At 63.8% G+C, this 12,441-nt stretch carries 14 protein-coding genes; 5 read left to right on the top strand and 9 right to left on the bottom strand.

The genetic code is table 11. The annotated features are described in order from the left end of the window. Positions 1–6: 6 nt before the first annotated feature. Positions 7–396 (top strand): preQ(1) synthase, encoded by a 390-nt coding sequence (gene queF / locus ACDC66_RS04265; RefSeq protein ID WP_376695430.1) that lies wholly within the window; start codon positions 7–9, stop codon positions 394–396. A gap of 48 nt (positions 397–444) precedes the next feature. On the opposite strand, the gene ACDC66_RS04260 is transcribed toward queF, so the two are convergent. Genes ACDC66_RS04260 through ACDC66_RS04250 form a run of 3 tightly spaced genes read right to left on the bottom strand, consistent with a single transcriptional unit; the run spans position 445 to position 1,836 of the window. After that, positions 445–1,281, bottom strand: a complete 837-nt coding sequence (locus ACDC66_RS04260) for a peptidylprolyl isomerase (protein ID WP_376695429.1) — start codon at positions 1,279–1,281, stop codon at positions 445–447. Next, the gene (locus tag ACDC66_RS04255; protein WP_376695428.1) at positions 1,271–1,540 is read right to left on the bottom strand and encodes a BolA family protein; all 270 of its coding nucleotides are present in this window, start codon (positions 1,538–1,540) and stop codon (positions 1,271–1,273) included. The genes ACDC66_RS04260 and ACDC66_RS04255 overlap by 11 nt, the downstream gene beginning before the upstream one ends. Next, the gene (locus tag ACDC66_RS04250; RefSeq protein ID WP_376695427.1) at positions 1,537–1,836 is read right to left on the bottom strand and encodes a YciI family protein; all 300 of its coding nucleotides are present in this window, start codon (positions 1,834–1,836) and stop codon (positions 1,537–1,539) included. The genes ACDC66_RS04255 and ACDC66_RS04250 overlap by 4 nt, the downstream gene beginning before the upstream one ends. Before the next feature lie 387 nt (positions 1,837–2,223). On the opposite strand from ACDC66_RS04250, the gene ACDC66_RS04245 reads away from it, so the two are divergent. Genes ACDC66_RS04245 through rluB form a run of 3 tightly spaced genes read left to right on the top strand, consistent with a single transcriptional unit; the run spans position 2,224 to position 4,637 of the window. Continuing rightward, the gene (locus tag ACDC66_RS04245; RefSeq protein WP_376695426.1) at positions 2,224–3,036 is read left to right on the top strand and encodes a segregation and condensation protein A; all 813 of its coding nucleotides are present in this window, start codon (positions 2,224–2,226) and stop codon (positions 3,034–3,036) included. A gap of 16 nt (positions 3,037–3,052) precedes the next feature. Further along, on the top strand, positions 3,053–3,862 hold the full coding sequence (gene scpB / locus ACDC66_RS04240) for an SMC-Scp complex subunit ScpB (RefSeq protein WP_376695425.1): 810 nt from the start codon (positions 3,053–3,055) through the stop codon (positions 3,860–3,862). 19 nt (positions 3,863–3,881) lie between these two features. Then, positions 3,882–4,637: a 23S rRNA pseudouridine(2605) synthase RluB gene (gene rluB / locus ACDC66_RS04235; protein WP_376695509.1), complete on the top strand. Its 756-nt coding sequence runs from the start codon at positions 3,882–3,884 to the stop codon at positions 4,635–4,637. A gap of 15 nt (positions 4,638–4,652) precedes the next feature. On the opposite strand, the gene ACDC66_RS04230 is transcribed toward rluB, so the two are convergent. The 3 genes from ACDC66_RS04230 to ACDC66_RS04220 form a co-directional block, all read right to left on the bottom strand. Then, on the bottom strand, positions 4,653–5,324 hold the full coding sequence (locus ACDC66_RS04230; RefSeq protein ID WP_376695424.1) for an OmpA family protein: 672 nt from the start codon (positions 5,322–5,324) through the stop codon (positions 4,653–4,655). Between the two features lie 147 nt (positions 5,325–5,471). Beyond that, positions 5,472–6,845 carry a sigma-54-dependent transcriptional regulator gene (locus ACDC66_RS04225; RefSeq protein ID WP_376695423.1) on the bottom strand — a complete coding sequence of 458 codons (1,374 nt, stop codon included), beginning with the start codon at positions 6,843–6,845 and terminating at the stop codon, positions 5,472–5,474. After that, a complete protein-coding gene (locus ACDC66_RS04220; RefSeq protein WP_376695422.1) occupies positions 6,842–8,272 on the bottom strand; it encodes a sensor histidine kinase in 1,431 nt (476 codons plus the stop codon). Before ACDC66_RS04220 ends, ACDC66_RS04225 begins: the two co-directional genes overlap by 4 nt. Positions 8,273–8,451: 179 nt before the next feature. On the opposite strand from ACDC66_RS04220, the gene ACDC66_RS04215 reads away from it, so the two are divergent. Beyond that, complete coding sequence (locus ACDC66_RS04215; RefSeq protein WP_376695421.1) at positions 8,452–8,826, top strand: DUF4168 domain-containing protein; 375 nt, start codon at positions 8,452–8,454, stop codon at positions 8,824–8,826. Positions 8,827–8,910: 84 nt separating this feature from the next. On the opposite strand, the gene ACDC66_RS04210 is transcribed toward ACDC66_RS04215, so the two are convergent. Genes ACDC66_RS04210 through rnr form a run of 3 tightly spaced genes read right to left on the bottom strand, consistent with a single transcriptional unit; the run spans position 8,911 to position 12,367 of the window. After that, complete coding sequence (locus ACDC66_RS04210) at positions 8,911–9,486, bottom strand: nucleoside deaminase (protein WP_376695420.1); 576 nt, start codon at positions 9,484–9,486, stop codon at positions 8,911–8,913. After that, positions 9,486–10,217 (bottom strand): 23S rRNA (guanosine(2251)-2'-O)-methyltransferase RlmB, encoded by a 732-nt coding sequence (gene rlmB / locus ACDC66_RS04205; protein ID WP_376695419.1) that lies wholly within the window; start codon positions 10,215–10,217, stop codon positions 9,486–9,488. The genes ACDC66_RS04210 and rlmB overlap by 1 nt, the downstream gene beginning before the upstream one ends. Positions 10,218–10,231: 14 nt before the next feature. Further along, positions 10,232–12,367, bottom strand: coding sequence for a ribonuclease R (rnr, locus tag ACDC66_RS04200; protein WP_376695418.1), 2,136 nt, complete (start codon positions 12,365–12,367; stop codon positions 10,232–10,234). Positions 12,368–12,441 lie beyond the last annotated feature (74 nt).

Here is a 12,441-nt window from a genome sequence, read left to right as displayed (position 1 = left end):
ACTGAAATGGCCATCGAACCCAGCAGAAATCTGGAAACCTTTCCCAACCCGCAGCCGGCGCGGGATTATACCATTCGGATTCGCATTCCCGAATTTACCTGCCTGTGCCCGAAGACCGGCCAGCCGGACTTCGCTGAGCTGCTCCTCGAGTACGTTCCCGAGGCCGAGTGCGTGGAACTCAAGGCGCTCAAGGGCTACGTCTGGAGCTTTCGCGACGAAGGCGCCTTCCACGAGGCCGTTACCAACCGGATTCTCGCCGACCTGGTCGAGGCCGTCCAGCCCCGCTTCATGCGCCTGACGGCCGAATTCAACGTGCGCGGCGGGATCTACACCACGGTCGTGGCCGAACACCGAGCGGAAGGCTGGCAGGCGGCGCCGAGAGTGGATCTGCCCTGACGCCTCTCGAACCCGAGCGACAACCTCAAAGCTCGGTTCTCTGGAGACTCACTCTTCGGCTTCCGGGTCGGCCTCTTCGAGCGGCAGCATCGGGGTGATTTCGGCCTGGTCGTAGAGTGAATCGGTCAGGGCTTCGCGGCGCTGCTGCAGCAATGAGCGCGCAATGCCCTCCCGCACCTGCTCCAGCGACGGCACCTGCAAATCGCGCGTCTCGAGCACGCGAACCAGGTGCCAGCCACGACCGGTTTCCAGGGGCCGCGGCACGACGGCGCCGCTCTCGGTCTCGACCAGTCGGGCGGCAAAATCCTCCGGCACCTGGCTGCGGTCGATCCAACCCGGCTCTTCGACGGCCAGTCCGTCGGCCTGCGCCTCGCCACGCAGTCCGGAGTAGTCCACCTCGCCGTCCTCGAGGCGCCTGATGGCCTGCAGCGCCCGCGCCTGCTCGTCGTAGGCAATGGTCTCGATGTGGTACTGCGTGTCGCCCGAGCGCGCCAGTTGCGCCTGGTAGACATCACGAATGTCCTCGTCGCTGACCGGCTCGGCACGCTCTGCGCGGTCGATGTAGTGGCGATAAAGCGTCTGGATCTCGACCAGCCGCAGTTCGGCCTGAACCGCCGGGTCCTCGACCATCCCTTCGGATCGGGCGGCATTCGCGACGGCCTGCACCCGGATGAGTTCATCGAGTAGTTCGCGCATGCGCTCGTGTTCGGAGGCCTCGACGCCGCGTGCTTCCATGCTGCGCTCGAGCATCGCCAGCGTGATCGGCTGGCCGTCGACCTCGACCAGCACGGTGCTCTTTTCGTTGGAATCGATGGCACCTTCCTCCTGCTGTGCGCAGGCAGACAGGACAACAATGGCTAATATAATCAGTAGTCTAAAGTTCATTCTTCGAAAAAGCCTCTATATTGAGAGCGTGGATGTCGGTCTGCATGAGATCGCCAACCGCCGCATAGACCCGGCGGTGGCGTGCCAGGCGCGGCAGGCCGGCAAACACGTCGCTGACGATGCGAACCCGGAAGTGACCGCGTCCGTCGCGGGCGCCCGGATGACCGACATGCAGATGGGACTCGTCGACAATGTCCAGTTCATCGGGATGCAGCTTTTCTTCCAGCCGCTCGCGAATCATGGCCACCCGATCGCTCACGGCAGCACCTGCTTGAACGGATGGACTTCCGCTTCGGTCCAGGCCCCGCAGTTGAGATAGGGATCGGCGTCCGCCCAATCACGGGCCCTATCCAGGCTGTCGAACTCCGCCACGATCAGCGATCCCGAGAAGCCGGCCGGACCGGGATCTTCCGCATCGATCTTCGGCAAGGGCCCGGCCAGAACGAGACGGCCCTCGTCCAGCAGGGCATTGATACGCGACAGATGCGCCTCACGCGCGCTACCGCGCCGTTGAAGACTGTCTTCGGCATCGCGACCGACAATCATGTAGAGCATCACTATTAACCCGGCAGTAAAGTAGATTGCATTCAGGGCTACAAGAATGGCTCGAATCAAGGCGTCGCTCGCCGCGAAGGGTGATTCCCTTGACAAGAGCGACAACGCCGAGTCGGGCCATTCTTGTAGCCCCTAGCGGGTTCATATTGTATGCCAGGCCGCGCTGTGCATCCCGACAGACTGCGTTATCGAAACTTGCTGTAGGAGTGTGCTACAGCGGCGTTTCGCTGCCTTGCTGTCGAAATGCACAGCGCGGCTGAATGCGATCTACTTTGCTGCCGGGTTAATAACTCTCCGGCGAGTGATCGACGGGGCATTGTATCGGCATGTGCGATCTCATCATATCCGGGCCACCTTCATCGGCATAAACCGCTAAACTGACACCCCATGAGCGACACTCCGGAATCCCGGGCCCGACAGGAAGAGATGCCCTTTGCCATCGTGCAGGGCGCTCCCGTACTGAAACTGCCCGACGACCTCTACATACCGCCCGATGCGCTGGAGGTTTTTCTCGAAGCGTTCGAGGGCCCGCTCGATCTGCTGCTGTACCTGATCCGGCGCCAGAATCTGGATATCCTCGATATCCCGATCGCCGAGATCACCCGTCAGTACACCGGCTATATCGAGATGATGTCGGAGATGCGGCTCGAACTGGCCGCGGAATACCTGGTGATGGCCGCTATCCTGGCCGAGATCAAGTCGCGCATGCTCCTGCCCCGCCCGAAGGCCGAGGAAGACGAGGAAGAAGATCCCCGTGCCGAGCTCATAAGGCGCCTGCAGGAGTACGAGCGGTTCAAGCAGGCGGCCGAAGAACTCGACGAGTTGCCGCGGCTCGAACGGGACCTGGCCGTCGCGACAGCCGAAGTGGAAGATCAGGGTCATGTCCAGCTGCCGCCGGAAGTCGACTTGCGTGAAGTCCTGCTGGCACTCAAGGACGTCATGGCCCGGGCCGAAATATTCGCCCATCACCATGTGCAGGCCGAGCCACTTTCGGTGCGCGAACGCATGTCGCGCATCATCGACCTGGTCTCGAACAACCAGTACGTCGAATTCGACGCCTGCTTCGACCTCGAGGAAGGTCGCAAGGGTGCCGTGGTGGCGTTCCTGGCCATGCTGGAATTGCTGCGCGAGCACCTGATCGACCTGGTCCAGCAGGAACTGTTCGGCAGCATTTACGTGCGCTCTCCGTCCCACGCCTGAACTCGAAGACGACCCGATGGATATCGACTACCTCAAACGCATTGTCGAAGGCGCCCTGCTGGCTGCCGGCCAGCCGCTCAGCCTCAACCAGCTCAACAGCCTGTTTCCCGAAGGCGAACAACCGGGGCACGGTCCGCTGCGCGAAGCACTGGCCGCGCTCGACGGCGAGCTTGAGAAGCGCGCGGTAGAACTGAGGCAGGTCGGCAGCGGCTACCGAATCCAGATCCGCACCGACCTGATGCCTTTCATTTCGCAGTTGTGGGTCGAAAAGCCACCCCGCTACTCGCGCGCCCTGCTTGAGACCCTGGCGATCATTGCCTACCGCCAGCCGATCACCCGCGGCGAGATCGAACAGATCCGGGGTGTGTCGGTCAGCTCCAACATCCTGCGCACGCTGCAGGAACGCGACTGGATTCGCGTGGTCGGACACCGCGATGTACCCGGCCGCCCCGAACTGATCGGCACGACGAAGGCCTTTCTCGACTATTTCAACCTGAAATCCCTCGACGAACTGCCGACACTGGCCGAGATCAAGGACATCGACAACCTCGAGCCCGAACTCGAACTCCAGAGCCCGGAATCCGAACCCGACTCGTCCACCGCGGAGAAGGACCCCCATGAGCAAGTCGACGAGAAAGAAGACGACCAGCAGCCGCAAGCCGACGACGACGAAGATGAAGACGAAGAGCGGGAAGCGAGCGCCCCGGCGCGAGCCGACGGGCGAGACGACGTCGGAGAACCGGCCGGCGAAGACGACGAAACACCAGCGCAACCGGAAGAAGACCCGGACGGCGAAACCGAAGACCAGCGGCGAACAGCCGACTGAATCCGGCGCAAGCGAGCGCCTGCAGAAGATCCTGGCCCAGGCGGGATTCGGCTCGCGGCGCAAGCTGGAAGCGAGAATCGAAGCCGGCGAGATTCGAGTCGATGGACAAGTCGCGCAACTCGGCGCGACCGTGGGCGAAGGCAGCCTGGTCGAGCTGGACGGCAAGCGGCTTCGCATCACGGGCCGCCCGGCCGAACACCGGACCCTGATCTACCACAAGCCCGAAGGCGAGGTCACCACGCGCAGCGATCCGGAAGGCCGGCGCACGGTCTTCGATCGACTGCCCAGGCTCAAGCAGGGGCGCTGGATCGCGATCGGCCGGCTCGACATCAATACCGCCGGCCTGCTGGTACTGACCACCGACGGCGAGCTGGCAAACCGCATGATGCATCCTTCCGGCCAGGTCGATCGCGAATACCTGTGCCGAATCCGCGGTTCGGTCAGCGACGAACAGATCAAGCAGCTCAAGAAGGGCGTGAAGCTCGACGACGGTCCCGCGCGATTCACCGACATCGTGGCCGGTGAAGTCACCGGCGGACACAGCTGGTACACCGTCGCACTCATGGAGGGCCGCTACCGCGAAGTCCGCCGCCTGTGGGAAGCCGTCGGCGCGCAGGTCGCAAGGCTCAAGCGCGTGCGGTTCGGCCCCATCTTCCTGCCCGCCCGTGTCAAGAGCGGGCAATTCGAAGAGCTTTCAGCGGCCGACCACCGCATCCTGCGCGAGGATGTGGGCCTGTCCTCGACGAATACGGAACTGATGGCCGAAAAAGTTTAGGTCACTCCTTACCGGTCACTCCTCGGTGACCGGCATGAGCGTCAGCTCCACACGTCGGTTCGCCTGACGGCCCTGTTCAGTTTCGTTGCTCGCGATCGGGTGATCCGGACCGTAGCCGTAGCTGGCCAGCCGCACGGGATTGATATCCCGGGAAACGAGGTAGTCGCCCACCGCTTCGGCCCTGCGCTGAGACAGCTCCATGTTGTAGCTGCGCGATCCGGTGGAGTCGGTATGGCCGTCGATGACCAGCACGGTCTTCTCGAATTCCTCGAGCACCAGGGCGACCGAGTCGAGCACTTCGAAGAACTCCGAGCGCAGGCTCGCGCTGTCGAAGTCGAAAGTAACGTTGCCCGGCATGTTGAGAATGATCTCGTCACCGCGACGGGTCACGCTCACCCCGGTTCCTTCAAGCTGCCGCCGCAGCTCCGCCTCCTGGCGATCCATGTAGTTGCCGATGGCCGCCCCGCTGAGCGCACCGATCCCGGCACCGATGGCCGCGCGCTCAAGACGGTCCCCGCCCGTGATGGCACCCAGGACGGCGCCGACCCCGGCCCCGATGGCCGCACCCTGGCCGGTGCGCGAGGTCCGTTCCTCGCCGGTGTAGGGGTCGGTGGTGGCGCAGGCGCTCGCAAACAGGATGACTGCCACAACGAGCGGTCCGGAAATTTTCTGTGTCAGGGTCCTCATGCAAACTCCTTGGCTTAGTGCAACGGGAAAGGGAAAACGATTGTTTGCGACCTCATGGCTGAGGACGTTGCCAACAACGTCGCGCGAGGCACGGCGTTGATCATGGCTCCATATGAACACAAACAGTTCAACCTGGCCTGAATGAAGTCAGTCCTCATCGAGCCAACGATACAGCGTTCGTCGTCCCACACCCAGCAAGGCGGCCGCGCGGCGCTTGTTACCGTCGACCTTTTCGAGAACATGGTGTACATAGCGGCGGCGCAGCTCGTCGAGGGTCGGCAGCATCTCGCCCTGTCCGAGGATCGTGGCAAGCGAATCTCCCTGCTCGGCGCTGTCAGCGCCCGCGGCCCGTCGAACCCGCTCGGGCAGATGATCGCTCTCGATTTCCTGGCTTTCGCAAAAGGTGACCGCACGCTCCATCGCGTTGCTCAACTCGCGTACGTTGCCGGGCCAGGCGTAATCGCGAATCAGCATGAGGGCCTCGTTGCTGATCGAGCGCGCCGGTCGCTGGCGCGCGGCGGCGAACCGCCCGACGAACTGCATGGCCAGCATCTCCACGTCCTCGCCGCGCTCCCGGAGGGGTGGCACCTCGAGCTGGAAGGCCTCGAGCCGGTAATAGAGATCCTCCCGGAACTGACCGCCCTTGACGCGCTCGTACAGGTCCTGGTTGGTCGCCGCAACCAGGCGCACGTCCACCTGGTGTTCGCGCTCGGCGCCCACGGGCCGGACCTGGCCGTCCTGCAATGCACGCAGCATCTTGGCCTGGAGCGAAAGCGGCATCTCGCCGATCTCGTCGAGAAACAGCGTGCCGCCCTGGGCTTCCCGAAACAGCCCCTTGCGCGCCCGGTCGGCGCCGGAGAAGGCGCCTTCGGCATGACCGAAGAACTCCGACTCCATCAGGTCGGCCGGAATGCCCGCACAGTTGACGGCCAGAAAGGGTTTCTCTGCCCGCGGGCTCTCGGCATGAATCGCCCGGGCGACCAGGTCCTTGCCGGTACCGGATTCACCGGTGATCAATACCGGGCCGTCGGACCGGGCAATCTGACGAATGCGGTCGAAAAGAACGCGCATCACGCGACTCGATCCCTGCATGCCGTGGAAGGATGGGCCATCGAGCAATTGGCGAAAACGCTGCACTTCCTCGTACAGCCGGCGGTTATTGACCAGGCGCTGCACGCTGAGCACGAAATGATCCATGTCCAGGGGCTTGGTCAGAAAGTTCTCCGCCCCGGCCTGGAGCGCGGCGACCGCGCGTTCGACCGTACCGTAGGCGCTGATCATCAGCACCGCAGGCGGCGCATGGCGCTGCCGCAGACGCTCGAGCAATGCCAGCCCGTCCATATCGGGCAACTGCAGGTCACTGACGACCAGGTCCGGCTCGAATTCATCGATGATTTCCAGCGCCCTTTCGGCGCTCGGCTGGGCATCGACCTTCCAGCCCTCGGCTTCGAGCTCCTCCACCAGCAGCTCGGCCAGGCTGCGATCGTCCTCGACGACCAGGATGCGCGCACTTTCGCTCATTTCGATTGCTCCGGGAGCACCAGGGTCATACGACTTCCCCCGAGCACCTCGCTCTCACCGACCTCGATTGAAGCCCCGTGCTCTTCGGCCACGCCATGGACGATGGCCAGGCCGAGCCCGGTACCGCCACGCCCCTTGCCGGCCGTATGGAATGGTTCAAAAATACGCTCCCGCTGGGCTGGCGGCACACCGGGGCCATCGTCCTCGACCACCGCCGCGATGCGCCCCCCGTCGTCGACATCCAGGCTGACTCGCACTCGCGTTTCAGCCGCCTGGACGGCATTCCGGACGAGATTGAGCAGCGCATGCTCGAGACGAATCGACCACCCTTCCGTCTGAAGCCGACGCTCGGGCTCATCGTATTCCAGCTCGATGCCCCGGCTTTCGCACTCGGGTCGAATGCTGGCCAGCACGCGCTGAAGCAAGCGGCGAAGGTCCACGATCTCAGGCTCGGATCGGTCGCTGCGCGCGAACTCCATGAGCTGGTTGATGAGCTCCCGCGTGCGGTTGACCTGCCTGCGAATACGCTCGAGCCGGCGCCTGGAATCCTCGGACAAGCCCTCGTCGCGCTGCAGGCGACGGGTATCGGCGTCTATGACGGTCAGTGGCGCGCCGAGCTCGTGCGCAACCCCCGAGGAAAACTGTCCCAGCCGGGCCAGACTCTCCTGGGCCAGCATGCGCCGTTCCATTCGTCGTCGTTCCTGGCGCTGCTCGGCGAGCTGTCCGGCCATGCGATCGAGACCGTCGAGCATCCGGTTGAATGCCGCGGCAACGCCCGAGATCTCGATCGGCCCGTCGGTTCCGGCACGATGCGAGCGATCGCCGGACTCGATGCGTGCCATCGAACCGACGAGCCGTTCGACGTGGCGCCCTACGGCCAACTTGTAGCCGATGGCAACGATCATCAGCATGACGACCATCACCGCCGCCCATGCCAGCCAGGTCCGGTTCCGGATCTGATTGAGACGCTGCGTGATTTCGCTTTCCAGGCGTACGACCTGCAGGAGCCCCTCGATTCGGCCGGTAGGGCCGGTCAGGGGCACGAAATAGGAAAACACGTCCTCGCCGGCGAGCTGGGCATAACGGCCCAGCTCCTCCCCCATCTCCACCAGCTCGACGGCCTCGATCTGTTCGCGCCGGCCCGGATAGGCCTCGCCCGCCACGGCGATGCGTCGACCGCCGGCACCATAGACATAGGCACCGTAAACCCTTCCGATCTCGAAGACCGCATCGAGCGTCTGCTTGATGCTGTCGAGATTACCTTCCTGCAGGGCCCGCTCCACCGGTACACGCGTCGCCCGCGCGACCAGTTCGATCTCCTTCTCCAGCCGGCTCTCGACCGTGTCCTCGACTGCCGCATAGGTCAGCCACACCGCCAGCGTGCCGAAAACGGCAAGCGGCAGCACCACCAGCAGTGCGAGCTGCAAACGAAGGCTTCGAAGTGCTCTCAGGAAAGTCACATGTATCATTATGACACATCAAAACCCGCGCGTGCCAACCAGGCACCGGCCGTAAACCCTTGATTTTATTTATACGCCACACCTGGCACGCCCATTGCATATACCGAAGCGCCAAGACAAACTCACATGACACCAAGGAGTGAAACATGACCATTGGCAATACTTCCAAGCTCTTCGCCGCTCTCATCGCCCTGACCTTCAGCCTGGCCGTCGTGGCCCAGGAAGGTCAGCAAACGCCACCGCAACAGCAGCAGCCTGAAACCATCGACGTCAGCGACCAGCAGCTCGAGCAGTTTGCTGAAGCGCAGACCGAGATTTCCGGCATCCAGCAGGACTTCTCCTCGCGCCTGCAGGAAGTCGAAGATCCGGAGAAGGCTCAGGACCTGCAGCGCCAGGCCAACGAAGAAATGACCGCTGCCGTCGAGGACGCGGGCCTGGACGTGGAATCGTTCAACCAGATCGCCATGGCGATCCAGAACGATCCCGAACTGCAGCAGAAGCTGACCGAAATGCTGCAGTAATCATTCGCTTAAGTTGAATGACTCGGGCCCATGAAGGCCTGAAATGGAAAACCGGGGCGGTCCGCCGCCCCGGTTTTTTTGTGCTCAGGGGTTGTAGATGGTATTCCCCCGGGAAGCATAGCGCTCCAGTACACGCGCGGCCTCTTCGCGCAGGACCCCCGACCGAACCTCGATACCGCGCCGCTCGAGCGCCTCGACCCAGTCGTCCGGCTTGGCTCCTTCATCGAACCCCGACGCCTCGGCATCGGCCTTGGTTGCGCCACACAGAACCGAGCTCACACCCGACCAGGGAATGGCTCCGAAGCACATGGCGCAGGGCTCGCAGGAAGTGACAAGCTGCAGAGCACCCAGTCTCGTGCTGGCCAGGCTCCACGACCCCATCACCCGCTGAGCCACGCTCAAGGCCACGATTTCGGCATGGGCCGCCGAACATAGCTGATGCTCCACGCGGTTGACCCCGAGGGCCACAACCTCACCACTTTCCTGCGCCACCACCAGGGCGCCGAATGGTCCCCCGGTCTTGCGGCGCTCATTCTGGTCGGCCAGGCTGATGGCCACAGCCATCCGCTCGCGCGCGCTGGGCAGGCGATCGGGCAGCTTCTCGGCGAACTCCTCCATCCAGTCCGGAAGATCCACCCGGAAACCGAAGTTGGCCCTCATCACATCCTCCTCTCGACGGCGGCAAACAGGGCAATGCCCGTCGCGACCGATACATTCAGGCTTTCGATGGCCCCCGGCATGGGTATCTCGACCAACTCGTCGCAGTGCTCTCGGGTGAGCCGGCGCATGCCGCCCTCCTCACCGCCGAGCACCACCGCCAGCCGACCTTCCAGCCGCGCGTCGGCAAGGCGCTGCCCGGCTCCGGCCGCCAGCCCGACGCGCCAGACGTCGTGATCCGCCAGCAGACGCAGGCTGCGGGCCAGGTTGGTCACGATCACCAGTTCGACGCGTTCGGCCGCACCGGCGGCCGCACGGCGCGCCGCGGGTGTAAGCCCCACGGCCTTGTTGCGCGGAATGACGACGGCGGTCACGCCGGCCGCGGCCGCGGTGCGCAGGCAGGCGCCCAGATTGCCGGGATCCTGAACACCGTCGAGCACCAGGAAAAGCGCCCGCTCGTCGATTTCATCAAGCAAATCCTGCAAGCGACGGTCGTCACCGGGCTGGCGCGGGTTGAACTCGGCGATCACACCCTGGTGACGAACCTTGCCGGCCATGCGATCGAGCGAACGCTCGTCGGCATGCTCGAGGGCAATACCAGTCGAGCGCAATGCCTCCTCAAGCAGGTCGAGCCGCCTGTTGCCCGGTTTGAGCCAGGCACGCACGATCCGTTCGGGGGCGTTTCGGACCAGCCCCTCGACGGCATTGATGCCCATCGCCAGTTCACGCTTCATGTTCGCTGTGCCGTTCAATCATCCTCTTGCTCGAAAAGCCGAAAATCGATCTTGCGCTCTTCGAGGTTGACGGCAATGACTTCGACACGGACGCGGTCGGCAAGACGGTAACGGATGCCGCGGCGCTTGCCCGTCAGGCTGGAACTGACCGGGTCGAAATGATAGTAATCGTTGGGCAGTGCGGTGACGTGTACGAGGCCGCTGACGGCCAGACCGTCGATCTCCACGAACAGCCCGAAACTGGTCACGCCGGAAATGATGCCGTCGAAGACGTCGCCAACATGGCGTTGCATGAACTGGCACTTGAGGCGTTCCTCGACGTCGCGCGAGGCGTCTTCGGCCCGTCGCTCGGTCCAGGAGCAGTGCCGGCCCAGCTCTTCCATGCGCGTGTGGCCGTAATGGAAGTCCCCGCGCTTCTGGTTGCGGCACAGGTGCTTGATCGCGCGGTGCAGCAGCAGGTCGGGGTAGCGGCGGATCGGGGACGTGAAATGCGCGTAGTGCTCGAGCGCCAGGCCGAAATGCCCCTTGTTCTCGGGCTGGTAGACGGCCATGCTGAGACTGCGCAGCAATTGCGCGTTGACCAGGGACTGGTTCGGCTGACCCGCCACCTTGTTCTGGATGGCGGCGAACTGCTGCGGATCGGGCGTTTCCGACCAGCGCACCTGGATGCCGTTGACGCGCAGGAACTCCTCGAGCCCTTCGAGCTTCTCCGACGGCGGCGGCTCATGCACGCGGTAGAGCATGGGCAGCTTGCCGCGACCGACGAACTTGGCCGCCTCGACATTGGCCGCGACCATCAGCTCCTCGATCAGGCGGTGCGCATCGTGACGCTGCTGAAGCCGGATGTTGGCCACCCGCCCGTCTGTGTCGAATTCGAAATACGCCTGCTGCGAGTCGAAATCCAGCGCGCCGCGCTGTTCCCGGCGACGGAAGAAAAGCCGGTAGACCTCGAACAGGGCCTGCAGATTGCCCAAAACGTGGCCGAATCGCTCGGTCAGCTCCGGGTCGCCAGCTTCCATGATGCGCCGCACATGGTCATAGGTCAGCCGCGCGTGTGAACGCATCACCGCCTCGTGGAAACGGCTTGAAGTCACCTTGCCCTTGCCGTCGACCTGCATTTCGCATACCAGGCACAGGCGGTCGACCTTGGGGTTGAGCGAGCACAGTCCGTTGGACAGCGCCTCGGGCAACATCGGAATGACGCGGTCGGGAAAGTAGACCGAGGTGCCGCGATTCTCGGCCTCGTCGTCCAGCGGCCGGCCGGGGTGCACGTACTCGGCCACATCGGCAATGGCTACCATCACCCGGAATCCGTCCCCGCGGGGCTCGGCGAACACCGCGTCGTCGAGATCTCGCGCATCGGCACCGTCGATGGTCACCAGTGGCAGATCGCGCAGGTCGAGACGCTCGCCTGCCGTTTTTGGATCGACCTGCTCGCCGAACGTGTCAGCCTCCTCGACGACCGCCTCCGGAAACTCCCAGGGCAGCTGGTGGCTGTATACGGCAATATCCGTGGCGATGCCCGGCTCGTCGGCATGACCGAGTACCGCGATGATCTCGCCCACCGCGCCACGCTTCATGGTCGGCGGCTTGTCGATGCGTACAACCACGACCTGGCCCGGCTTGGCCTTGCCCACCCGCTCGGGCGGAACGAGAATGTCCTGCGTCAGGCGGGGATCGTCGGGAACCACGGTAGCCACGCCCGACTCGACCAGTAATCGCCCGGCGACCTGCGCGTGGACACGCTCGACAACCTCGACGATCGCGCCCTCCTTGCGGCCTCGACGATCCACCGCCGTGACGGCCGCCAGCACACGGTCGCCATTGAAGACCTGGCGCATCTGCTTCGGCGCCAGGAACAGATCGTCGCTGTCACCGTCGGTCACGACGAAGCCATAACCATCCGGGTGGGCGCTGATCCGGCCGGAGACGAGATCCATCTGCGAAGGCAGGCCATAGGCCGCACGCCGGTTCTTGACCAGTTCACCCGATGCAACCATCTCCATCAGTATCGGTCTTAGAAACTCGTCCGACTGCGGCTTGTCCAGTCCGAACAGGTGGGAAAGCTGGCGGCGCGAAACCGGTCGGCCGGCATCGTCCAAAGCAGCGCGAATGCTTTCGCGCGAGATATGCGAAGATTGATTTGTCATGACTGATATTGTACCCGTCCCACCGAACGTCCACCGCATCCAATCAATTGATCTTTATACTCATGGCGGCACGT

It is taken from the genome of Wenzhouxiangella psychrophila, from assembly GCF_042310375.1.
Taxonomy (GTDB): domain Bacteria; phylum Pseudomonadota; class Gammaproteobacteria; order Xanthomonadales; family Wenzhouxiangellaceae; genus Wenzhouxiangella.
The sequence above is the reverse complement of the archived record's forward strand: the minus strand, read 5'-3'. Positions and strand labels throughout refer to the sequence as shown.

What these genes read in the sequence shown, in the direction of transcription:
- queF (WP_376695430.1), top strand. Translation starts at nt 7, where the DNA reads ATGGCCATCGAACCCAGCAGAAATCTGGAAACCTTTCCCAACCCGCAG.
- ACDC66_RS04260 (WP_376695429.1), bottom strand. Translation starts at nt 1,281, where the DNA reads ATGAACTTTAGACTACTGATTATATTAGCCATTGTTGTCCTGTCTGCC.
- ACDC66_RS04250 (WP_376695427.1), bottom strand. Translation starts at nt 1,836, where the DNA reads ATGCTCTACATGATTGTCGGTCGCGATGCCGAAGACAGTCTTCAACGG.
- ACDC66_RS04245 (WP_376695426.1), top strand. Translation starts at nt 2,224, where the DNA reads ATGAGCGACACTCCGGAATCCCGGGCCCGACAGGAAGAGATGCCCTTT.
- scpB (WP_376695425.1), top strand. Translation starts at nt 3,053, where the DNA reads ATGGATATCGACTACCTCAAACGCATTGTCGAAGGCGCCCTGCTGGCT.
- ACDC66_RS04230 (WP_376695424.1), bottom strand. Translation starts at nt 5,324, where the DNA reads ATGAGGACCCTGACACAGAAAATTTCCGGACCGCTCGTTGTGGCAGTC.
- ACDC66_RS04225 (WP_376695423.1), bottom strand. Translation starts at nt 6,845, where the DNA reads ATGAGCGAAAGTGCGCGCATCCTGGTCGTCGAGGACGATCGCAGCCTG.
- ACDC66_RS04215 (WP_376695421.1), top strand. Translation starts at nt 8,452, where the DNA reads ATGACCATTGGCAATACTTCCAAGCTCTTCGCCGCTCTCATCGCCCTG.
- ACDC66_RS04210 (WP_376695420.1), bottom strand. Translation starts at nt 9,486, where the DNA reads ATGAGGGCCAACTTCGGTTTCCGGGTGGATCTTCCGGACTGGATGGAG.
- rlmB (WP_376695419.1), bottom strand. Translation starts at nt 10,217, where the DNA reads ATGAAGCGTGAACTGGCGATGGGCATCAATGCCGTCGAGGGGCTGGTC.
- rnr (WP_376695418.1), bottom strand. Translation starts at nt 12,367, where the DNA reads ATGACAAATCAATCTTCGCATATCTCGCGCGAAAGCATTCGCGCTGCT.